Annotated in this window: 19 protein-coding genes; 16 read left to right on the top strand and 3 right to left on the bottom strand. The window is 60.3% G+C overall.

All coding sequences use genetic code 11. The features are described from left to right. The first annotated feature begins 19 nt into the window (after positions 1 to 19). The 15 genes from DWV20_RS05065 (at position 20) to DWV20_RS04995 (ending at position 15,576) form a co-directional block, all read left to right on the top strand. Positions 20 to 505, top strand: coding sequence for a YraN family protein (locus DWV20_RS05065; RefSeq protein ID WP_118256516.1), 486 nt, complete (start codon positions 20 to 22; stop codon positions 503 to 505). Then, complete coding sequence (locus DWV20_RS05060) at positions 505 to 2,028, top strand: YifB family Mg chelatase-like AAA ATPase (protein ID WP_117766659.1); 1,524 nt, start codon at positions 505 to 507, stop codon at positions 2,026 to 2,028. Before DWV20_RS05065 ends, DWV20_RS05060 begins: the two co-directional genes overlap by 1 nt. Next, positions 2,028 to 2,960: a DNA-processing protein DprA gene (locus DWV20_RS05055; RefSeq protein WP_118256539.1), complete on the top strand. Its 933-nt coding sequence runs from the start codon at positions 2,028 to 2,030 to the stop codon at positions 2,958 to 2,960. Before DWV20_RS05060 ends, DWV20_RS05055 begins: the two co-directional genes overlap by 1 nt. A 14-nt stretch (positions 2,961 to 2,974) precedes the next feature. Then, positions 2,975 to 4,312 carry a methylenetetrahydrofolate--tRNA-(uracil(54)-C(5))-methyltransferase (FADH(2)-oxidizing) TrmFO gene (gene trmFO / locus DWV20_RS05050; RefSeq protein WP_117766657.1) on the top strand — a complete coding sequence of 446 codons (1,338 nt, stop codon included), beginning with the start codon at positions 2,975 to 2,977 and terminating at the stop codon, positions 4,310 to 4,312. Further along, positions 4,309 to 5,229 (top strand): tyrosine recombinase XerC, encoded by a 921-nt coding sequence (locus tag DWV20_RS05045; RefSeq protein WP_118256515.1) that lies wholly within the window; start codon positions 4,309 to 4,311, stop codon positions 5,227 to 5,229. The genes trmFO and DWV20_RS05045 overlap by 4 nt, the downstream gene beginning before the upstream one ends. A gap of 219 nt (positions 5,230 to 5,448) precedes the next feature. Continuing rightward, positions 5,449 to 6,177: a 30S ribosomal protein S2 gene (rpsB, locus tag DWV20_RS05040; RefSeq protein WP_006236109.1), complete on the top strand. Its 729-nt coding sequence runs from the start codon at positions 5,449 to 5,451 to the stop codon at positions 6,175 to 6,177. A gap of 45 nt (positions 6,178 to 6,222) precedes the next feature. Next, positions 6,223 to 7,092 carry a translation elongation factor Ts gene (gene tsf / locus DWV20_RS05035; protein ID WP_118256514.1) on the top strand — a complete coding sequence of 290 codons (870 nt, stop codon included), beginning with the start codon at positions 6,223 to 6,225 and terminating at the stop codon, positions 7,090 to 7,092. A gap of 117 nt (positions 7,093 to 7,209) precedes the next feature. Continuing rightward, the gene (gene pyrH, locus DWV20_RS05030; protein WP_118256513.1) at positions 7,210 to 7,932 is read left to right on the top strand and encodes a UMP kinase; all 723 of its coding nucleotides are present in this window, start codon (positions 7,210 to 7,212) and stop codon (positions 7,930 to 7,932) included. 2 nt (positions 7,933 to 7,934) lie between these two features. Then, positions 7,935 to 8,471 carry a ribosome recycling factor gene (frr, locus tag DWV20_RS05025; protein WP_006236112.1) on the top strand — a complete coding sequence of 179 codons (537 nt, stop codon included), beginning with the start codon at positions 7,935 to 7,937 and terminating at the stop codon, positions 8,469 to 8,471. 1 nt (position 8,472) lies between these two features. Then, positions 8,473 to 9,267, top strand: a complete 795-nt coding sequence (locus tag DWV20_RS05020) for an isoprenyl transferase (RefSeq protein WP_118256512.1) — start codon at positions 8,473 to 8,475, stop codon at positions 9,265 to 9,267. 2 nt (positions 9,268 to 9,269) lie between these two features. After that, positions 9,270 to 10,184, top strand: a complete 915-nt coding sequence (locus tag DWV20_RS05015) for a phosphatidate cytidylyltransferase (protein WP_233502344.1) — start codon at positions 9,270 to 9,272, stop codon at positions 10,182 to 10,184. After that, positions 10,184 to 11,371 carry a 1-deoxy-D-xylulose-5-phosphate reductoisomerase gene (gene dxr, locus DWV20_RS05010; protein WP_118256511.1) on the top strand — a complete coding sequence of 396 codons (1,188 nt, stop codon included), beginning with the start codon at positions 10,184 to 10,186 and terminating at the stop codon, positions 11,369 to 11,371. The genes DWV20_RS05015 and dxr overlap by 1 nt, the downstream gene beginning before the upstream one ends. A gap of 25 nt (positions 11,372 to 11,396) precedes the next feature. Beyond that, positions 11,397 to 12,758, top strand: coding sequence for an RIP metalloprotease (locus DWV20_RS05005; RefSeq protein WP_118256510.1), 1,362 nt, complete (start codon positions 11,397 to 11,399; stop codon positions 12,756 to 12,758). A 13-nt stretch (positions 12,759 to 12,771) separates the two neighbouring features. Beyond that, a complete protein-coding gene (gene ispG, locus DWV20_RS05000) occupies positions 12,772 to 13,854 on the top strand; it encodes a flavodoxin-dependent (E)-4-hydroxy-3-methylbut-2-enyl-diphosphate synthase (protein WP_117564267.1) in 1,083 nt (360 codons plus the stop codon). Next, positions 13,855 to 15,576 (top strand): proline--tRNA ligase, encoded by a 1,722-nt coding sequence (locus DWV20_RS04995; protein ID WP_233539778.1) that lies wholly within the window; start codon positions 13,855 to 13,857, stop codon positions 15,574 to 15,576. A 177-nt stretch (positions 15,577 to 15,753) separates the two neighbouring features. Here the strand turns inward: DWV20_RS04995 and DWV20_RS04990 are convergent, their stop codons facing one another. The 3 genes from DWV20_RS04990 to rpmB form a co-directional block, all read right to left on the bottom strand. Beyond that, positions 15,754 to 16,518, bottom strand: coding sequence for an aminoglycoside phosphotransferase family protein (locus DWV20_RS04990; RefSeq protein ID WP_006236119.1), 765 nt, complete (start codon positions 16,516 to 16,518; stop codon positions 15,754 to 15,756). Between the two features lie 88 nt (positions 16,519 to 16,606). Continuing rightward, positions 16,607 to 19,255 carry a bifunctional acetaldehyde-CoA/alcohol dehydrogenase gene (adhE, locus tag DWV20_RS04985; RefSeq protein ID WP_055250041.1) on the bottom strand — a complete coding sequence of 883 codons (2,649 nt, stop codon included), beginning with the start codon at positions 19,253 to 19,255 and terminating at the stop codon, positions 16,607 to 16,609. 523 nt (positions 19,256 to 19,778) lie between these two features. Then, complete coding sequence (rpmB, locus tag DWV20_RS04980; RefSeq protein WP_022094725.1) at positions 19,779 to 19,967, bottom strand: 50S ribosomal protein L28; 189 nt, start codon at positions 19,965 to 19,967, stop codon at positions 19,779 to 19,781. A gap of 451 nt (positions 19,968 to 20,418) precedes the next feature. On the opposite strand from rpmB, the gene pyrR reads away from it, so the two are divergent. Further along, positions 20,419 to 21,003 carry a bifunctional pyr operon transcriptional regulator/uracil phosphoribosyltransferase PyrR gene (pyrR, locus tag DWV20_RS04975; RefSeq protein ID WP_117800135.1) on the top strand — a complete coding sequence of 195 codons (585 nt, stop codon included), beginning with the start codon at positions 20,419 to 20,421 and terminating at the stop codon, positions 21,001 to 21,003. Position 21,004 lies beyond the last annotated feature (1 nt).

Genomic DNA, 21,004 nt, shown 5'->3' with positions numbered 1-21,004 from the left:
GTGCGGGAAAGGAGACCCCATGAGTGCCGCAAGCAAAAAGAGCAAGACGCAGCAGCTCAAGGAGCGTTGGGAAAACGGCGAGCTCGACTGCGGGGCGATGACGCCTGAGTTTATCAAGGGGCTCAGTCCCCGCGAGATGGGCATGCTGGGCGAGCTGATCACCATCGACTACTTTAACGAGCGCGGCTACACCTTGCTGGAGCAGGGTTATCGTTGCTCCGAGGGCGAGGCCGATCTGGTGCTGCTCGATGAGCTCGACGATGTCGTGGTGATGGCCGAGGTCAAGACCAGACGCGTTGCGCTGGATTGCAGCACGCGGGTCTTTCCCGAGGAGGCTGTGGACGCCCAAAAGCAACGCCGCTATCGCCGCATCGCAAGTTGCTATCTCATGGAACATTATCCGCTCAAGGCGATTCGCTTCGATGCCGTGGGTGTCACCATTCGCGGCGGGCATATCGCCGAGATCGAGCATCAGTACAACGCGTTCGATTGGCAGGTGTCGTGATGGCGTTCGAGACGTTTGCCGTTCACGCGGCATGCATCCGTGGCGTCGAGGCGATTCACGTCACGGTCGAGGTCTCGCTTGCCGGCGGCGTTCCGGGCATTCAGATGCTCGGCATTCCGAGTATGGAGGTGATGGAGTCACGCGGTCGTATTCGCTGCGCGATGCGCTCCGCCGGGTTTGAAATCCCGCGCTCGGGCATTACGGTCAATCTGGCGCCTGGCGATATTCGCAAGACCGGTAGCGGCTTTGATCTGCCCATCGCCATCGCGGTATTGGCGGCCGATGGTCAGATTCCCCGCGACAACCTCGATCGTTGTCTTATCGCTGGTGAGCTTGGCTTGGACGGTACGGTGCTTCCTGTCAAGGGCGAGGTGGCGTTTCAGCTATTGGCGCGTGATATGGGGCTGTCCTTTATCGCCGGCAGGTCCGATCAGCATGTGCCGCTTGCGGGCGTGGATTGTGGATTCATCGATCATTTGTCTCAGCTTGCCCATGGCATGGGCGATGCCGCGCGGCACTACTTGGATTCTGAAGTGCTCGAGGCGACCTTTGAGCCCGAGCTCGACTATGCCGACGTACTGGGGCAGGAGGTCGCCAAGCGCGGCATGGCGCTTGCGGCGGCAGGAGAACTCGGCTTGCTCATGATCGGGTCCCCGGGATCGGGCAAGACGATGCTCGCGCGTCGTATGACCGGCATCCTGCCCGAGCTTTCCGTTGAGGATCAACAGGAGGCGCTGTGCATCCATTCGGTTTTGGGTGAGAACATTGATGGCTTGTTGGCAGGGCACCGGCCCTTCCGCAGTCCCCATCACAGTATTTCGACCGCAGGTCTTATCGGCGGTGGGCGCCCGGTGCACCCGGGTGAGATCAGCCTTGCTCATGGCGGCGTGCTCTTTTTGGACGAGCTTGCTGAGTTTCCCACGGGTGTGCTGCAGACGCTGCGTCAGCCCATCGAACGCGGCTACGTCAGGATCGTACGCGTCGACGGGGCTTTTACCTTCCCGTCGCGCTTTCAGCTGCTGGCTGCGAGCAATCCCTGCCCCTGCGGCTTTTTGGGCGATCGTGAGGTACCGTGTCGCTGCTCGGCGGCGATGGTCGAGCGCTATCGGTCTAAACTGCGCGGTCCTTTGGCCGACCGTATCGACATGATGATCGATGTGACCCGTCCCGACCCTCAGGTGATTATCGAGGGCGCGGAGGGTATGTCGTCAGCTGAGTTACGTGACTACGTTGTGCGCGGTCGCGCTTTTCGCGCTTGGCGCGAATCCCGTATGGACGATGCTGATGCCGAGGCCGAGGATGACGAGACACGGTCCATTGACGGCGTCGTTTCGACCTTTGAGCTCGATGATGCGGCGGAGAAGTGTGTGCTCGGCCTGTCGAAGCGCACGCATCTCACGGGCCGCGGCATCGTGCGCCTGGTGCGTATCGCGCGTACCATCGCCGACGTCGCCGAGAGCGAGCAAGTGACGCAGGACCACGTGCTCGAGGCGGCGATGTACCAGGGAAGGAGGGACCAATGATGGCCGAGGGGACCTTCGAGCTGCATCCAGGTGACGCGTTGTATCCCGAGACCGTTTTGGAGCTTTCTGATGTACCCCAGACACTCTATGTGCGCGGCAACCCCGAGGTGCTTTCGACGCCCGCGCTCTCCATCATCGGCGCGCGCAAGGCCTCTCCGTATGGTCTTGCCGTGGCAGAGCTTGCGGCAAAGGTTGCGGTCGAGGCGGGCGTGACGGTAGTTTCGGGCGGCGCGGTCGGTTGTGACCAGGCCTCGGGTTGGGCTGCGGTCAATGCCGGCGGCAAACACGTCGTGGTGCTGGGGACGGGCGCCGACGTGGTCTACCCGCGTTCGAGCGCGGGGCTTATTACGCGCACGCTCGATACGGGTGGCGCGGTCGTGTCGATCTCTCCGTGGGGCATGGGTCCGCGCAAGTTTGCCTTTCCGCGCCGCAATCGCGTAATCGCGGCCCTGTCGCAAGCCCTCTTTGTATCCGAGGCGGGTATGCCTTCCGGGACGTTTTCTACAGCCGAGGCTGCTATGGATTTGGGGCGAGAACTTCTTGCCGTGCCAGGGTCGATCCTATCGCCCGAGTCGCGTGGCACGAATTACCTCATTGCGAACGGTGCCTGCTGCATCATCGACGAGGAATCTATCGAGATGGCTATTTCACGCATCTACGGCACCCTGCGCTACTCGCGCCCCGATGCTCCCGGCATTGCCGACCTGGATCCAACACAGCAGACCGTGATGCATGCGCTCATCGCCTCTCCGCTCAAGGTCGACGACATCGCGGCGCTCGTCTCGCTCGATGCCGTCGGCGTACTCAAACTCCTGGGTTCGCTTGAGCTCGAGGGTCTTATCGAGCGCATGATGGATGGAAGGTATGCGCCCTCCAAGTTTGCCCTTCACGCTCAGACACCCTTCGGTCACAATGGAAAACATGTCAATTAGAAAGGTGTTTGCAGATGCTGTTTGATCAGGTGACGGTTATCGGTGGCGGTCTGGCGGGTTCGGAGTGCGCGATTCAGCTGGCAGATCGCGGGTTCGCCGTAAGGCTGTGCGAGATGCGCCCCCAGGTTAGCTCCCCGGCCCACCATACCGATCACCTGGCAGAGCTCGTCTGTTCCAATTCGTTTAAGTCGACCCGTCCGGATTCCGCGGCTGGATTGCTGAAGGCCGAGCTTGAGCGCATGGGTTCAGTCCTGCTCGATTGCGCCCATCGCGCGGCTGTTCCCGCCGGTGGCGCCTTGGCGGTCGACCGCGTCAAGTTTTCCGAGTTTGTCGAGGCCGAGGTTGCCGCCCGTCCCAATATCGAGATCATTCACGGCGAGGTCACGCAGATTCCCGAAGGTCACGTGGTCATTGCCGCCGGCCCCTTGTGCTCGCCGGCGCTGAGCGAAGAGGTCATGAAGCTCGTCGGTGGCGACGCCCTTGCGTTCTTCGATGCCGCGGCGCCGATCGTCGATGCCTCCACGCTCGATATGGACGTGCTGTTCTCGCAGTCGCGCTACGAGGAGCAGGGGAGCGGCGACTATCTCAACGCTCCGCTCAATAAGGAGGAGTACGAGGCCTTTATCGAGGCGCTTACCACGGCCGACCGCGTGGTGCTCAAGGACTTTGAGGGCGGCGATCTGTTCCAGGCCTGTCAGCCTGCCGAGGAAGTTGCGCGCACCGGCAAGGACGCCATTCGCTTTGGCGCCATGAAGCCTGTCGGCCTCACCGATCCGCGAACCGGTCGTCGTCCCTGGGCGGCGATTCAGCTGCGTGCCGAGAATAAGGAGAAGACCGCCTATAACCTGGTGGGCTTCCAGACCAACTTGACCTTTGGCGAGCAGAAGCGCGTCTTCCATATGGTGCCGGGCCTGGAGAACGCTGAGTTCTTCCGCTACGGTGTCATGCACCGCAATACCTTTGTCGACGCCCCGCACGTGCTCGATGGCACCTTTGCCGTGCCCGGTACCGGCGTGCGCCTGGCCGGTCAGATCACCGGCACCGAGGGGTACATGGAAGCCGTGGCGACCGGTCTGCTCGCGGCGCTCAACACCTATGCCGAGGCAATCGGTGCCGCGGGCGTCGAGTTGCCGCGTGTGGGCGCCCTGGGTGCGCTCGTGGGTTATGCGACCGATCCTGCCACCGTGGGCTATCAGCCTATGCATGTCAACTTTGGCCTGGTGCCGCCACTCGAGGATGGTAAGCGCCGCAGCAAGCGCGACCGCTACCAGGCCTATGCGGACCGTGCGCTCGAGGCCCTTGATGCCTATCTGGCCACTCGCCCCGATCTGTTTGGAGGCGACCGGTCATAGCCTTTGACCTGTACGACACCGTCGACTCGTTTATCGCCTATATCTCACGTGTCGAGGGACTTTCTCCCAACACGGTGACGGCCTATGGCTCGAGGCTGGAGCGCTTTGCTGCCTGGTGCGAGCGCGAGGATATAGATGCTTTCGCCGCCGACGTGCGCACCATTCGTCGCTATCTTGCCGAGCTTTCGCGTGAGCAGGTGGCTCCCCGAACGCTTGCGGCACACCTGTCTGCCGTTCGCTCGCTCTATCGGTGGATGGCTGCCGAGGGGGTCGTGGAGGGCGATGTGGTCTCGGCAATTTCCTCGCCCAAGCTCCCGCGCGATCTACCCGGTGTGCTGACGACCCAACAGGTGGAGGCGCTGCTCAAGACGCCTGATACCTCAACACCCGCGGGACTGCGCGATGCGGCGATGCTCGAGCTGCTCTATGCCTCGGGCGCCCGTATCTCTGAGCTCGCAGCACTCAATGTGGAGTCCATTGTGTGGTCCGAACGCACGCTGCGCCTGTGGGGCAAGGGGAGCAAAGAACGTATCGTCCCTCTGTATCGTCGCGCGCTCGAGGCGACGCGTCTCTATATTGAGGAGGGGCGGCCGGAGTTGTTCGCTCAGGCAAAGCGCCGTGACCCCACTACCGGGCCGCATCCGCTGCTTATATCGGCGCGCGGTAATCGCATGAGTGCCGCCATGCTCAGGCGGCGGTTCCATACTCTGGCGACACTCGCCGGCATTCCGGCCGACATCGCCCCGCATGCGATGCGCCATACCTTTGCGACCGACTTGCTCGAGGGCGGTGCGGACCTGCGCTCGGTTCAAGAGCTGCTGGGTCATGCGAGCCTGTCCACGACGCAGATCTACACGCACCTCACGCCCGATCGGCTCAAACGTGCCGTGGCTCAAGCCCATCCCCGAGGCGAATAGTGGCTGGGACGTCCCGCGCCGCACTCAGGTGTGTGGTTTTGATTGCGGGTTGGCAGGAAGATGCATTCCTGCTATCATTCATCGGGTTGCTTCACGGCAACAGGTTTTTATCACGCACGCGCGGCTACTTCATACCGTGGTGCCCGGGCTTTGGTAGCACATGTCCGGGTTGGTTTTGGAGGATGACCCCGCGCGGAGGCAAACCACAGGAGGTTTAACATGGCTACCAAGATTAATATCCGCACCCTGCTCGAGGCCGGCTGCCACTTCGGTCACCAGACCCGTCGCTGGAACCCCAAGATGAAGCCGTTCATCTTCGGTGAGCGCAACGGCATCTACATCCTCGACCTCAAGCAGACCATCCTTGACGCCGACCAGGCTTACACCTTCGTCAAGAACGTCGCCAAGGGCGGCAATGTGCTGTTCGTCGGCACCAAGAAGCAGGCTCAGGAGGCCGTCAAGAACGCCGCTGAGCGCGCTAATATGCCTTACATCAACCAGCGTTGGCTCGGCGGCATGCTGACCAACTTCGTCACCATCCGCTCCCGCATCAACCGCATGGAGGAGCTCGAGGCCATGGTCGAGGACGGCCGCATGGCTGTTCTGCCCAAGAAGGAGCAGGCTGTGCTCGGCAAGGAGCTCACCAAGCTCCAGACCAACCTCGGTGGCGCCCGCGACATGAAGGGTCTGCCCCAGGCTCTCTTCGTCATCGACACCAAGCGCGAGGAGAACGCCATCAAGGAGGCCCAGCGCCTGAACATCCCCGTCGTCGCTCTGATCGACACCAACTCCGATCCCGACGAGGTCGAGTACGGCATCCCCTGCAACGATGACGCTATCTCCGCTGTCACCCTTATGTGCGAGCTCATGGCCGACGCCTGCCTCGCTGGCTCCGGCAAGGAGCAGGTCTCCGAGGCCGAGATGGCCGCTGAGCCCAAGGCCGAGTAAATCAGTCTTAGTTAATTCTTTTTCATCTCTTTGAAAGGAACCACAATGGCCCAGATTACCGCCGCTATGGTCAAGCAGCTCCGCGAGATGACCGACTCCCCGATGATGGAGTGCAAGAAGGCTCTCGTCGAGGCTGACGGCGACATGGACGCCGCTGTCGACGTTCTGCGCAAGAACGGCCTCGCCAAGGCTGCCAAGAAGGCTGGCCGTGAGACCAACGAGGGCGCTGTCGCCGCGTTCGTCTCCGAGGACGGCAAGTCCGGCGCTCTGCTCGAGCTCTCCTGCGAGACCGACTTCGTCGGCTCCAACGCCAAGTTCACCGGCTTTGCTTCCAAGGTCGCTGAGGTTGTCGCCACCACCGAGCCGGCTGACGTCGACGCTCTGCTCGAGAAGCCGATGGGCGAGGAGACCGTTTCCTCCGAGCTCACCGAGATGATTCACATCATGGGCGAGAACATGAAGATCGCTCGTTTCGCTGCCCGCAAGGCCGAGAACGGCGCTCTCGCTTCTTACATCCACATGGGTGGTAAGATCGGCGTCCTCGTCGAGTTCGCTTTCGAGAAGGCCGAGACCGCTCAGGCCGACTCCTTCAAGACCTTCGCTCACGACGTTGCCCTTCAGGTTGCCGCCGTTGCCCCGATTTGCGCTACCCGCGATCAGGTTCCGGCCGAGACCGTCGAGCACGAGAAGGAGATCTATATGGCTCAGGCTGCCGAGTCCGGCAAGCCCGAGGCTATCCAGGAGAAGATGGCTGTTGGCCGTCTGGAGAAGTTCTACAAGCAGTCCGTGCTCACCGAGCAGGAGTTCATCAAGGACAGCTCCCTCACCATCAAGAAGTACGCCGAGCAGGTCTCCAAGGAGCTGGGCGACACCATTACCGTCGTTGCGTTCGACCGTCTGGTCCGTGGCGAGTAAATAAGCTCTTGTAGCTGGTAATGAGCAGGCTGTGGGTTTTACTCGCAGCCTGCTTTTTCATGGCTCTTTTCAGAGCCTTTGCTATCATATTGAGAGTCTAATTAAAGGAGGATCGCTTTGTCCGACATCCGATATAAACGCGTGCTTCTGAAGCTTTCCGGCGAAGCGCTTATGGGCGATGGCCAGTATGGCATCGACCCCAAGATTACCGACCATCTTGCCAAGCAGGTCAAGGAGCTGCTCGCCGTTGGTCATGAGGTCGGCGTTGTTGTCGGCGGCGGCAACATTTTCCGCGGCATGGCCGGCGCTGCCGGTGGCATGGAGCGCGCTCAGGCCGACTACATGGGTATGCTCGCGACCGTTATGAATGCGCTCGCCCTGCAGGATGCCTTTGAGCACAACGATGTCCCCTGCCGCGTGATGAGTGCTATCCAGATGAACGAGATCTGCGAGCCCTATATTCGCCGTCGCGCCATCAATCACCTTTCCAAGGGCAGCGTCGTCATTTTTGCCGCCGGTTCGGGTAATCCGTACTTTACGACTGACACCGCCGCGGCCCTTCGTGCCTGCGAGATCGGTGCCGAGATTCTGATTAAGGCCACCAAGGTTGACGGTATCTACGATAAGGATCCCGTCAAGTGCGCCGATGCCGTCCGCTTTGACAAGATTACCTATCATGAGGTGCTCGTCCGCGGTCTGCAGGTTATGGATTCCACTGCTACGGCACTGTGCCAGGATAACCGCATGCCTATTTTGGTCCTCAACATCGATGGCGAGGACACCGTCAAGCGCGCGCTTTCGGGTGAGCCCGTCGGCACGCTCGTCTATCAGGAGGATTAAGCATGGCAGAGAACATCACCGCCCACATGGACAAGTCGCTCGAGTCCCTCAAGCATAACTTCTCCAAGGTTCGTACCGGCCGCGCCAACGCCAACATTCTGTCCGACATCACCGTCGATTATTACGGTGTTCCCACGCCGGTCACGCAGGTTGCCGCCGTAAAGACCCCCGAGGCCCACATGCTGCTCATCGAGCCGTGGGACAAGGCACTCATCAACGCTATCGTCAAGGCCATCGGCGCTTCCGATCTGGGTATTACCCCCAACTCCGATGGCACCGTCGTTCGTCTGCCGTTCCCGGCTCCCACCGAGGAGCGCCGTCGCGAGCTCGTCAAGGAGTGCCGCGAGTACGCCGAGCAGGCCAAGGTGTCTATCCGTAACATCCGTCGCGACTTCAACAACAAGCTCGAGCGCGATGAGGAGCTCACCGAGGACGATGTCCGTCGCGAGCAGGCCAAGGTCCAGAAGCACACCGATGAGTATGTCGCCAAGGTCGAGGAGCTTCTGAAGGAAAAAGAAGCCGAGGTCATGGAGATCTAAGGTGCAATACGACGAGCATAAACTGGTCGAGTACTTTGCCGACGCCCCTGCGGGCGTCGGTTTTTCCGACCTTGACCTCAATAACATTCCGCACCATATCTCGTGCATCATGGACGGCAACGGTCGTTGGGCCACGTCGCGCGGTCTTGCACGCACTGAGGGCCACAAGGCGGGTATCGTCTCCCTTCGCGAGATCATTACCGCGTGCGTGCGTCTAGGCGTCGACGTGCTTTCTGCCTATGCGTTTTCTACCGAAAACTGGAACCGCCCGCAGCATGAGGTCAACGTCTTGATGCATCTGTTTGCCAAGACGTTTATCGATGAGCTGCCGCTGCTTAAGCGCGAAAACGTGCGCGTTGTCTTTTTGGGTGACATTTCCGCGCTGCCCAAGAAGACCCGCGACGTTTTTGAGCGCGGCCTTGCCGAGTGCGCCGATCACACCGGTATGACGCTGGCGCTTGCCGTCAACTACGGCGCGCGTGCCGAGATTACCCGCGCTGTCCGTCAGATTGCACTCGACGCTGCCGTCGGTAAGATCGATCCTGCCGCAATTGATGACGACATGGTGGCTTCCCACCTCTATACCGCCGGTCTTCCCGATCCCGAACTTGTGATTCGCACCTCTGGTGAGCTGCGCCTTTCGAACTATCTGCTGTGGCAGGTGGCTTATTCCGAATTCTACGTCACCGATACCTATTGGCCCGACTTTGATCGTTGGGGCCTTGTCGACGCCATTTTGGCCTATCAGGGCCGTGACCGTAGGTTTGGTGGACTGAGCAAGACCGAGGAGGCTTAATCGTGTCCGATCGTCCCAAGGCATCTGCTCCCAAGACGCCAGTTTCCGCGGCGCCTGCGCGCAAGGCTGCCACTGCGGGAGCGCCTGCAGCGAAGAGCGGCACCGGTTCGTGGCTGGCGGGCTTTATTACCCGTGCCGCCGCCGGTATCGTCTACGCCGTTGTCTTTATCCTGTGCCTGGTTTTGGGTATCGTGCCCACGGCCATCTTTGTTTCTGTCATGAGCGGTCTGTGCTGCTATGAGTTTTTCCGTATGACAAGGCTCGATGGCAAGATGGCTAACGAGCGCATGGGTATCGCTGCCGCCGTACTCTTTCCGCTGTCGGCGTTGGGCGATTCGATGTTGCTGAATGCCCTGCTTTTTGCCTTGATGCTCGCTGTGGGCATTTGGTATGTCTGGTCGCCGCGTACCCGCATCTCTGATGTGGCCGTGACGCTCATGGGTCCCATCTACACTGGCTTTATGCTGTCGGCTATCGTGCTGCTGCGCGATGCCGTGCCCGGTTTTGCCGGCGCCCTGCTTTCAGTGGGCGTTTGCGCGTCCCTTTGGGTCTCCGATTCGTTTGCCTACATCGTGGGCAGCCGTATCGGCAAGCACAAGATGGTTCCCAAGATCTCCCCCAAAAAGAGCTGGGAGGGGTTTGCCGGCGGCATCTTGGGCTCGGTTTTGATTTGGCTCATCCTGTGGGCGACGCACTTCTACAAGCTCAGCCTGCCCTATGCGCTGCTGTGCGGCGTGGTCGTGTCCATTCTGGGCGTTATCGGCGACCTTATCGAGTCGCGCATCAAGCGCGGTGTGGGCGTCAAGGATTCCGGCAACCTTATCCCGGGCCACGGCGGAATGCTCGATCGTAGCGATTCGCTTATCTTCGGTTGCATCACCGCACAGCTGTTGCTGATGATTGGAGGCGTGCTGTAATGTCCTTCCAGACGACGTATGGCCCCGATGGACACCTTCGCGTTGCCATCCTGGGTTGTACGGGCTCTATCGGCACCCAGGCGCTCGATGTGTGCCGCCAGCATGCCGATCGCCTGCAGGTGACGGCGCTGTCCGTTAATTCCAGCACCTCGGAGCTCGTTGCCGCCGCCCGCGAGTTCTCGGTTCCGGCGGTTGCCGTTGCCGATGTCGCTCATGGCGATGACGCCGTGCTGCAGGAGTTGCCCGAGGGCACACAGCTCGGCGTTGGCGCGCAGGCGGTTTGCGAGCTCGCGCGTCGCGACGATGTCGACTGCGTGCTTGTCGCTATTGTGGGCGCAGCCGGTCTCGAGGCGAGCCATGCGGCCTTGACCTCGAATAAGCGCCTTGCCCTTGCCAACAAGGAGTCCCTCGTCGTCGGTGGCGACTTGCTTATGCCGTTGGCACAACCGGGCCAGCTTATTCCGGTCGACTCTGAGCATTCCGCCATCTACCAGTGCTATCTGGGGGAGAACCCGCGCGAGGCCCACTGCATTTGGCTCACCTGCTCGGGCGGTCCGTTCTTTGGCCGCACGCGCGACGAGCTCGATCGCGTGACGCGTGCCGATGCCCTCGCGCATCCCACGTGGGCCATGGGTGCCAAGATCACCATTGACTCCGCCACCCTCATGAACAAGGGCCTGGAGCGCATTGAGGCCATGCATCTGTTTAACTGCGACCTCGATTTCATTAACGTGGTCGTGCAGCGTCAGTCCAAGATTCACTCTATGGTCGAGTTCGCCGACGGCTCCGTGATGGCGCATCTCGGTGCATCCGACATGCGTATTCCCATCCAGTTCGCGTTCTCGTATCCCGAGCGTTGGGATACTCCGGCGCCTCGTATCGATTTCCGCGAGCTGGGGCAGCTCACGTTTGATGCTGCCGACATGGATACCTTCCGCTGTCTGGCACTGGCCGAGCGTGCCGGCAAGACGGGTGGCACCATGCCGTGCGTGCTCAATGCCGCCAACGAGGTAGCCGTCGATGCCTTCCTGCACGATGGCTGCAGCTTTACCGATATCGATCGCATTGTGGAATCCTGCATGGACGCCCACGATATGCAGGTGGTCGATTCGTTTGAGCAGCTTTGCGACATCGATGCGTGGGCGCGTGAAAAGGCTGCGCAGGTGCTCGCCGCAACCCGTTCCTAACCCATAAGGATTGCTTTTTCGTTTTATGGATACTGTTCTGAGCGTTCTCTCATCGGTCTTTTGGGGCCTGCTGATGCTTTCCGTCCTCGTGTTTTTGCACGAGGGCGGCCATTTTTTGGCGGCGCGTGCCTGCGGCGTCCGTGTGACCGAGTTCTTTTTGGGTCTGCCGTGCCGCTTTGACATCCATTACACGTCGCGTCGCATTGGAACCAAGTTTGGCGTGACCCCGCTGCTGCTGGGTGGCTACGCTGCCATCTGCGGTATGGATCCGACCGATGTCTCGTGCGCCGATCGCGTGCTCGCGGCTATCTATCGTCATGGTCGCGTGACCGTGGCCGACCTTGCTGTCGAGCTCGAGCTTTCCGAGGAGGATGTGCTCGAGGCTTGTGCCCTGTTGCTGGGCTGGGGCTCCATCGCACCCTGGTATGAGGAAGGGGAGAAGCCCTCGCCGAGCTACTATCCCACCAAGTATCAGACGCTGCCGCGAGACGCGGCGGGTTACACCACCTTTGACGGCCGCCGTTTCGATCGCGAACATTCAACTGCCGAGGGCGATGTGTGGGAGCTGCCGTGCGGCGAGGCCGAGTTCCTTGCACAAGAGCGTTCGCACACCTATCTTGGCCAGGGCTTTCTCAAGCGCGTCTTTATGCTGCTCGCGGGCATTATTGTCAATATCTTGACAGGCTTTTTGCTCCTTATGAGTATCTATTCCATTGCGGGTGTCACCGTGCCGATGGATACCAACGTGATCGGTCAGGTTGACGAGGGGTCTATTGCCGCCAAGGCGGGTATCGAGGGCGGTGACGCGATCCTTTCGGTTGACGGTGTCTCATGTTCCACTTGGATGGATGTCTACGATGCCATCGGCAAGGCTGCCGGTAAGGACGATATTGCTATTGAGTATGAGCGCGATGGCAAGCAGTGTTCGACCTCGGTCGCACTCAAAGAGGACGAACGTCTGGGCGTTTATGCCTCTACGCAGGTGGTCCGTTTGGACCCCATCACCTCGGCGCGCCTCTCCTTCTCGTATGTTGCGCAGACAGCGGAGGGCGTGATGCGCCTGCTCCAGCCGCAGCATACGATGGAGATCCTCGATCAGTCCTCTTCGATCGTGGGTATTAGCGTCATGTCCTCGCAGGCAGCTGCTGCCGGTCCCGTCACGTTCTTGTCGTTTGCCGCGCTCATTTCGTTCTCGCTTGGCTTTATGAACCTGCTGCCCATCCCACCACTCGATGGCGGCAAGCTGCTTATTGAGATCATTCAAAAGATTGCTGGCCGCGAGCTGCCGCTCAAGGTCCAGACGATCGTGAGCTATGTGGGCGTCGCGCTCTTCGCATTGCTGTTTGTCTATATGCTTCGTTCCGACATCCTTCGATTTATTCTGTAGGGGAGTGTTTGGATTGTCTTTATCCCATCCTTTGCCTCGCGAGTTGACGCGCCCCGTGCATGTGGGCGGCGTGCAGATCGGTGGTGGCGCTCCGGTCGTGGTTCAGTCTATGACCTGCACCGATACTGCTGATGCCCAGGCAACGCTTGCGCAAGTGTGCGCGTTGGCGCAGGCTGGCTGCGATATCGTGCGCGTGAGCGTGCCTACCGAGGCTGCGCTCGAGGGCTTTCGCACGATTTGTGCCGAGTCTCCGGTGCCAATCGTCGCCGATATCCATTTTAACCATAAGCTTGCCATTGGCGCTGTCGAGGCTGGTGCCTCTAAGCTGCGCATCAACCCCGGCAATATCGGCGATTGGGCTAAGGTCGATGCCGTCATCGATGCCGCGGGTGCCGCGGGCTGCGCGATTCGCATTGGCGTGAACGCGGGCTCGCTTGAGCAAGATATTGCCGAGCGCGACGACCTCACGCAGCCCGAAAAGCTCGTGATGTCGAGCGAACGCTTTGTGCGGCACTTTGAGGACCGTGGGTTTACCAACATCGTGCTATCCGCCAAGGCCCATAGCGTACAGACGACACTTGATACCTATCGCGCCCTGTCGCGCGAGATACCGCATGTTCCGCTCCACCTGGGCGTGACGGAGGCGGGGACCAAGCTTCAGGGCACCATCAAGAGCTCTGTAGGCTTGGGTATCTTGCTTTCCGAAGGCATCGGTGACACCATGCGTGTGTCGCTCACGGCCGATCCGGTTGAGGAGCCGCCGGTCGCCTGGGGAATTCTACAGTCGCTGGGCCTGCGTCGCCGTGGTCCCGAGATTGTCTCGTGCCCCACGTGCGCCCGCTGCCAGGTTAACCTGATTCCCATCGCCGAGGAGGTCACCGAGCGGCTTAAGAACTATTCCGCGCCGCTTTCGATCGCCGTGATGGGATGTGCGGTCAACGGCCCCGGAGAGGCATCTGACGCCGACCTGGGTGTTGCCTGCGGACGTGGTCAGGGCCTGCTCTTTTCGCATGGCCAGATCATTGGTAAAGTAGCTGAGGATCAAATTGTCGACGCGCTTATGGCCGAGGTCGACAAACTTATTGAGGAGAAATAAATGACCCGAGCAATGTATATGTCTAAGCTCTATGCGCCGACGCTTAAAGAGGATCCGGCTGACGCTGAGCTCGCCAGCCACCGCCTGCTGCTCCGTGCCGGCATGATCCGTAAGGAGGCCGCCGGTCTGTATTCCTACCTGCCGCTCGCATGGCGCTCGATCCGCAAGATCGAGAACATCGTGCGCGACGAAATGGATGCCGCCGGTGCCCAGGAGCTTATGATGCCCATTATGGTCGACGCCGAGCTGTGGCGTGAGTCCGGCCGCATCGATGCCTATGGCAAGGAGCTCGTGCGCTTTGACGACCGTCATGGTCGCGAGTTTGTGCTGGGCCCCACGCACGAGGAGACCGTCACGGCCCTGGTGCGCAACGAGCTGCGCTCCTATAAGCAGCTGCCCGTCAACCTGTACCACATTCAGGATAAGTTCCGCGATGAGTTCCGTCCCCGCTTTGGCCTGATGCGCGGCCGCGAGTTCATCATGAAGGACGCCTATAGCTTCTCTGCCACGCAGGAGAGCCTGCAGGAGGAGTACGACAAGATGAAGCAGGCCTACGCCAACATCTGCGAGCGCTGCTACATCAAGGCTCTGCCCGTTGTCGCCGACTCCGGCGAGATCGGCGGCGACACCTCCGTCGAGTACATGGCTCTGGCCGACGCCGGTGAGGCCTCGCTCGTCTACTGCGACGATTGTGGCTTTGCTGCCGATGACGAGGCTGCAAGCACCAAGGTCGTTGTGACCGAGGGGCCCGGCGACGGCACGCTTACCAAGGTCGAGACTCCGGGTATGGGCACCATCGAGGCCGTCGCCAAGTTTTTCGGTTTCCCCGAGAACGGTACGCGCAAGTCGCTGGCGTTGATCGACGCCGAGGGCAAGCCGGTCGTGGCCATTGTCCCGGGCGACCACGAGCTCAATGACTGCAAGGCCGAGCATGTCTTTGGCAAGGGCTATCGTATGATGACCGACGAGGAGCTTCAGGCGAACGGTCTGCACAAGGGCTTTATCGGTCCGGTCAACCTGCCCGAAGGCATCCGTCTGGTTTGCGATGAGAGCCTGCGTGAGTCCAAGCAGTGGGCCTGCGGTGCCAACGAGGTTGATTATCACTTTACCGGTGCCTGCCCCGAGCGCGACTTTACCGTCGATGAGTGGGCCGACCTGGTTACCGTCGTTGCCGGCGATCCCTGCCCGCACTGCGGCAAGCCGCTCTCTGCTGCCCGCGGCATCGAGGTCTCTCAGGTCTTCCAGCTGGGCACCAAGTACTCCGAGGCCATGGGTGCCACCTTTATGGATGAGGACGGCAAGGAGAAGCCGCTTATCATGGGTTGCTACGGCGTGGGCGTGTCCCGCTCGCTCGCTGCCGTCGTGGAGCAGCACAACGACGAGCACGGTATCGTCTGGCCGGTCTCCGTTGCCCCGTATGAGGTTGCAGTGATTCCGCTCGACCCCAAGAAGGAGGAGTGCGCTACCGTCTGCGACCAAATCGTCGAGGGCCTGTGCGCCGAGGGTATCGAGGTTGTCGTCGATGACCGTGACGAGCGTCCCGGCTTTAAGTTTGCCGATAACGACCTCATGGGCTTCCCGTATCAGGTCGTTCTGGGTAAGCGTGGCCTCAAGAATGGTACTGTGGAGCTCAAGGACCGTGCCACGGGCGAGCGTGAGGACGTGGCGATCGACGAGGTCGTCGCCAAGGTTGCTGAGCTTGTTAAGGCGGCCCGCCGTTAATCGACGATTTCGCTTGTAGTTCGATATACGGGACGGCCCCGCATTTCTCCAGATCGGGGAGATGTGGGGCCGTCCTTTTATCTTGTGGCATCCTCGATATCTGAAAGAAAAACCCCACAGCCCATATGAGTTGCGGGGTTTTCTTGTGCCTCCGATGCGAAATAAATCGCTCAGATATTACTGATAATCGACGACGTCGATCCAGTTCTTCAGGAACTCATCGTTCACGTTGCGCTTACGAGCGAGCTCGGAAGCGGCGACGATGCTCGTCCACTGACGCACGACCTGCATGGGCATGTCGGCGCGGTCGCAGTAGAGCTCCAGGTAGGCCTCAGCCTGGTCCTTGCTGTTGAGGGCGAAGAGCAGGTAGGTGGTGGCAACGTCGGCAGCAGGGGAGCCCTGGGTGGCGTGTGCCCAGTCGCACACATAGAGCTGGCCGTCGTCGCCGACGATGACGTTGGAGGGGTTGAAGTCGCCGTGGCAGACCTTGAACTCCTTGGTCATGCCGTCCAGACGCTCCTGAAGGTTGTAGCGCGTGGTGGCATTGAGCTGATCAAGGCTGTCGATCATGCGGGCGAACTTGTCGCGCTGACGGTTGAGCAGCGGGGAGGTGTAGCCGTGGATCTCGATCTGGAGGTCGACGAACATCTCGAGATACTCACCAAAGCGCTGAGGCTCGGCAGTCATCTTCTCGGCAAGGGTGGTGCCCGGAACCTTCTCGGTCACGAGCGCCCAGCCGTTGGCGTTCTCGAGCTGGGAAACCTCGAGAGCCTTGGGGCTGCGGATGCCGCACTCATTGATGCGGGCAAGATTCAAAGCCTCGTTGAACACGTCGGAGACGGGCTTGGTCTCGTTAAAGACCTTGACGATCTTGTCGCCCAGGTCGTAAACGACCTTGTTGCCACGGCGGACGAGCTCGGTCTTGGAATCGGGTAGCAGCATGGTTGCATCCTTTCAACGATGCGATAGAAGCGACGGCGGGGGTGTGTGAAACACCCGTGCACCCCCGCCGTTAAAAACCGTGCTAAAACTAGCAGACGGCGTAGTCCTGAGGCTCTCGGCCGTAGTAGGCGTCCAGGTAGAGCTCCTTGATCTCGCTCATGAGCGGGTAGCGCGGGTTGGCGCCGGTGCACTGGTCGTTGAATGCCTGCTCGGTCATCTCGTCGAGGGTGTCGAGGAAGTACTGCTCGTCAACACCGTAGTCGGCGATGGTCTTCTTGACGCCGATGAAGTCCTTGAGCTCCTCGAGCTTCGTGATGAAGTTCTCGAAGACCTCCTTGTCGTCCTTGCCCTCGATGCCGCAGTACTTGGCCATCTCGGCGTAGTTGTGCAGCGCGTTGGGGTAAGGATACTGGGAGAAGGTACCCATCTTGACGGGAGCCTCGGCGGCGTTGTAGCGCATGACGCGAGTCAGGATGACAGCGTTGGCGAGGCCGTGGGGCAGGTGATGGAAGGCGCCGAGCTTGTGAGCCATGGAGTGGTTGAGGCCCAGGAAGGCGTTGGCGAAGGCCATACCGGCCATGCAGGAGGCGTTGTGCATCTCCTCGCGGGCATGCGGGTCCTTGGCGCCGTTCGTGAAGCTGGAGGGCAGGTTCTCGAAGACGAGCTTAGCAGCGCGCTCGGAGAGGCCCTTGGTGTAGTCGGAAGCCATGATGGAGACATAGGACTCGATGGCGTGGGTCATGACGTCGATGCCGGAGGCAGCGGTCAGGCCGCGCGGGGCGGTCATGCAGTTGTCGGCGTCGACGATAGCCATGTTGGGGAGCAGCGCGTAGTCGGCGAGCGGCCACTTGATGCCGGTCTCCTTGTCGGTGATGATGGCGAACGGCGTGCACTCGGAGCCGGTACCCGAAGAGGTCGGGACGGCGACGAAGTAGGCCTTCTTGCCCATCTCGGGGAAAGTGAAGATACGCTTGCGGATGTCCATGAAGTCCATGGCCATGTCCTCAAACTTGCACTCGGGGTGCTCGTACATCATCCACATGATCTTGCCGGCGTCCATAGCGGAGCCACCGCCGACGGCGATGATCACGTCAGGCTCAAAGAGAGCCATCTGCTTGGCGCCGCGACGTGCGCACTGCAGCGACGGATCGGGCTCGACGTCGTAGAAGCAGTCGTGGGCGATGCCCATCTCGTCGAGCTTGGCCTCGATGGCGCGGGTGTTGCCATTCTTGAAGAGGAACTGGTCGGTGACGATGAAGGCGCGCTTCTTGCCCATGACGGTACCGAGCTCGTCGAGGGCGACGGGCGTGGAACCCTTCTTGAAGTAGACCTTCTCGGGAGCGCGGAACCACAGCATGTTCTCACGGCGCTCGGCCACAGTCTTAACGTTGATCAAGTGCTTCACCCCAACGTTCTCGGAGACGGAGTTGCCGCCCCAGGAGCCGCAGCCCAGGGTCAGAGACGGCTTCATGCCAAAGTTGTACAGGTCACCGATGCCGCCGTGCGAGGACGGGGTGTTGATGACGATACGGCAGGCCTTCATGACGTGCTCGAACAGGCTGATCTTCTCGGCCTGGGCGGGGTGCACGTACAGAGAGGCGGTGTGGCCCGGGCCACCGGCGAGCACCAGGTGCTCGGCCTTGTCGACTGCCTCCTGGAAGTCCTTGGCGTGGTACATGGCCAGGACCGGGGAGAGCTTCTCGTGGGAGAACTCCTCCTTGGCGGGGTCGGTGGAGGTGACCTCGGCGATCAGGATCTTGGTCTTGGCGGGAACCTCGATGCCTGCGAGCTCGGCGATCTTGGCGGCAGCCATGCCGGGGATGCGGTGGTCGAGAGCGCCGTTCTTGAACATGGCGGCACGCAGAGCCTCCATCTCGGCACCCTGCTTGACGAAGTAGCAGCCGCGCTTCTGGAACTCGGCCTTAACCTGGTCATAGATGGTGTCGATGACGGTCACGGACTGCTCGGAAGCGCAGATCATGCCGTTGTCGAAGGTCTTGGAGTGGATGATGGAGTTGACGGCGAGCAGCACGTCGGCGGTGTCGTCGATGACGACCGGGGTGTTACCGGCGCCAACGCCCAGGGCGGGCTTGCCCGAGGAGTAGGCGGCCTTGACCATGCCCGGGCCACCGGTGGCGAGGATGATGTCGACGTCGCGCATGACCATGTTGGTCAGCTCGATGGAGGGGACATCGACCCAGCCGATGATGCCCTCGGGGGCACCGGCCTTGACGGCGGCGTCAAGCACGAGCTTAGCGGCGGCGATGGTGCACTTGGCGGCAGCCGGGTGCGGGGAGATGATGATGGCGTTGCGGGTCTTCAGGCTGATCAGCGTCTTGAAGATCGCAGTGGAGGTGGGGTTGGTCGTCGGGATGACGGCGCCCACGATGCCGATGGGCTCGGCGATCTTGGTGATGCCGTAGGCCTCGTCGCGCTCCAGGACACCACAGGTCTTGGTGTTCTTGTAAGCGTTGTAGATGTACTCTGCGGCGTAGTGGTTCTTGATGACCTTGTCCTCAAGAACGCCGCGGCCGGTCTCCTCGATGGCCATCTTCGCCAACGGGATACGAGCCTTGTTGGCGGCCATGGCGGCCTCATAGAAGATCTTGTCGACCTGCTCCTGCGTGTACGTAGCAAAAAGCGCCTGGGCCTCTCGCATCTGAGCGAGCTTAGCCTCAAGCGCCTCTACGTTGTCCACAATTGCGGGAGTAGTGTTTTCCGGTGACTTTTTCACCATTTGTGTCTCCTTGCGATCGGAGATTTACCCTACGTCTTGCATGATAGCAAGAAATAATTCGGTAAACGGTAAGATTCCCGTAAAAGGCACACTAAAACGCTTCAATAAACTGAAACGTTTCAACTATAACTTTTAACTTTCCGTTTGCCGCATCGCCCCACTCATTGGGGACAGACTTATATGAGTATTTCAATGGGAAAACGGGGAGAACGGGGCACCTGTTTGACAATCGCTATTCGCGGGTCGCGGTCGAGTCGGACACGCAGGCGGTCCAGTTGCTCGATTATATCCATCTCAATCCTGTGAAAGGCGCGCTCGACTCGCTCGATGCGTACCGCTGGTCAAGCTTCAAGGCATATCAGCTGGGCTATGATTCCTTTGACATCTGCAAACACTCATGTAAGTCTGTCCCCAATGAGTGCAAAAAGGCGCCCTCCGTGGGGGAGGACGCCTTTGGTAAGTTCTATATGAACGCGAGGTCTTTGACCCGGAGAGTCCGAGGTACTGGTTGTTAAGACCTTATTTAGGAGCGCGCAACCTTGCCGGACTTGAGGCAGGTGGAGCAAACGTTCATCTTGCGACGGTGACCATCGACGACGACGTAGACGCGCTGGATGTTGGGGCGGAACTTACGGTTGGTGACGCGGTGAGAGTGGCTGATGGAGCGACCGGCAACGGGGTGCTTACCGCAAACTTCGCAAACTTTGGACATAACTGACCCTCCTTGGGCGACAAACGAACATGTCGCGTTAACAAACAAGCCTGAACTATAGCACAGAAGTCACTCCCTGTGCGCAATCTACACAGAGATATTCCTCTTTTGGCGATAGTGCCCACGCTACGGCCCTGGACGTAGATCCGATTTGCGTGCAGCAGGGGGGATTATGCCAGCTCGCAACAAGGTTTTCAAGCTCGTCCCACAAATATATATAGGTTTATTGAGCGTAGGGCTCCGTTTACGGATTGCTCTGTATTTATGCTCGCAATTAAGCTCAAGGTTGGCTACACTATCCCTTGACCATTAAAGGGGTACGAGATACCCACATGGAATTACATAGCTGCCAAAGAGCAGCCCTTCCTGTGGGTGTCTGGTCCGCTTTGAGCGGTCGGGCATCTATTTTTTTGACTGTGTCAGCAGTCAAGACATGTGAGGAAGGAGATCGATGGGCACGACTTCCCCCAAGGCGGTCATCATGGACGAGACCGCCGTCAATCGAGCGATGACCCGCATCGCGCACGAGATTCTCGAGCGCAACGAGGGCTGTGAAGACCTCGCTCTGGTCGGCATCGTCACGCGCGGCGACCTTCTGGCAAAGAAGCTCGCCGAGGAGATCAAGGAGATCGAGGGCGTCGACGTTCCGCTCGGCAGCCTCGATATCAGCTTCTACCGCGATGACTATGCGACCAATTTCGCTCCCGCGATCCACGCTACCAACATTCCCTTCAGCGTCGACGGCAAGCGCGTCGTGCTGGTGGACGACATCCTGTATACGGGCCGTACCATCCGCGCCGCTCTGGACGCCGTTATGGACCTGGGCCGTCCGAGCCGTGTTGAGCTGGCAGTTCTCGTTGACCGTGGCCACCGTGAGCTCCCCATCTCGCCGGACTTTGTCGGCAAGAACGTTCCCTCGTCGCATGAGGAGAACGTGCACCTATATATGAAGGAAGTCGACGGCCACACCGCCGTCGAGATTAACGACGTCGCGCCGGGTTCCCACGTGGGCTCCGCGCCGCTGGGAGGTGAGTAGT

The organism is Collinsella sp. AF02-46-1 (assembly GCF_003465825.1).
In the GTDB taxonomy this organism is placed as follows: Bacteria; Actinomycetota; Coriobacteriia; order Coriobacteriales; family Coriobacteriaceae; genus Collinsella.
The sequence above is the reverse complement of the archived record's forward strand: the minus strand, read 5'-3'. Positions and strand labels throughout refer to the sequence as shown.

Coding starts and splice junctions, on each gene's coding strand:
- DWV20_RS05065 (WP_118256516.1), top strand. CDS start 20: ATGAGTGCCGCAAGCAAAAAGAGCAAGACGCAGCAGCTCAAGGAGCGT.
- trmFO (WP_117766657.1), top strand. CDS start 2,975: ATGCTGTTTGATCAGGTGACGGTTATCGGTGGCGGTCTGGCGGGTTCG.
- DWV20_RS05055 (WP_118256539.1), top strand. CDS start 2,028: ATGGCCGAGGGGACCTTCGAGCTGCATCCAGGTGACGCGTTGTATCCC.
- pyrR (WP_117800135.1), top strand. CDS start 20,419: ATGGGCACGACTTCCCCCAAGGCGGTCATCATGGACGAGACCGCCGTC.
- DWV20_RS05005 (WP_118256510.1), top strand. CDS start 11,397: ATGGATACTGTTCTGAGCGTTCTCTCATCGGTCTTTTGGGGCCTGCTG.
- dxr (WP_118256511.1), top strand. CDS start 10,184: ATGTCCTTCCAGACGACGTATGGCCCCGATGGACACCTTCGCGTTGCC.
- DWV20_RS04995 (WP_233539778.1), top strand. CDS start 13,855: ATGACCCGAGCAATGTATATGTCTAAGCTCTATGCGCCGACGCTTAAA.
- rpsB (WP_006236109.1), top strand. CDS start 5,449: ATGGCTACCAAGATTAATATCCGCACCCTGCTCGAGGCCGGCTGCCAC.
- adhE (WP_055250041.1), bottom strand. CDS start 19,255: ATGGTGAAAAAGTCACCGGAAAACACTACTCCCGCAATTGTGGACAAC.
- rpmB (WP_022094725.1), bottom strand. CDS start 19,967: ATGTCCAAAGTTTGCGAAGTTTGCGGTAAGCACCCCGTTGCCGGTCGC.
- frr (WP_006236112.1), top strand. CDS start 7,935: ATGGCAGAGAACATCACCGCCCACATGGACAAGTCGCTCGAGTCCCTC.
- DWV20_RS05060 (WP_117766659.1), top strand. CDS start 505: ATGGCGTTCGAGACGTTTGCCGTTCACGCGGCATGCATCCGTGGCGTC.
- DWV20_RS04990 (WP_006236119.1), bottom strand. CDS start 16,518: ATGCTGCTACCCGATTCCAAGACCGAGCTCGTCCGCCGTGGCAACAAG.
- tsf (WP_118256514.1), top strand. CDS start 6,223: ATGGCCCAGATTACCGCCGCTATGGTCAAGCAGCTCCGCGAGATGACC.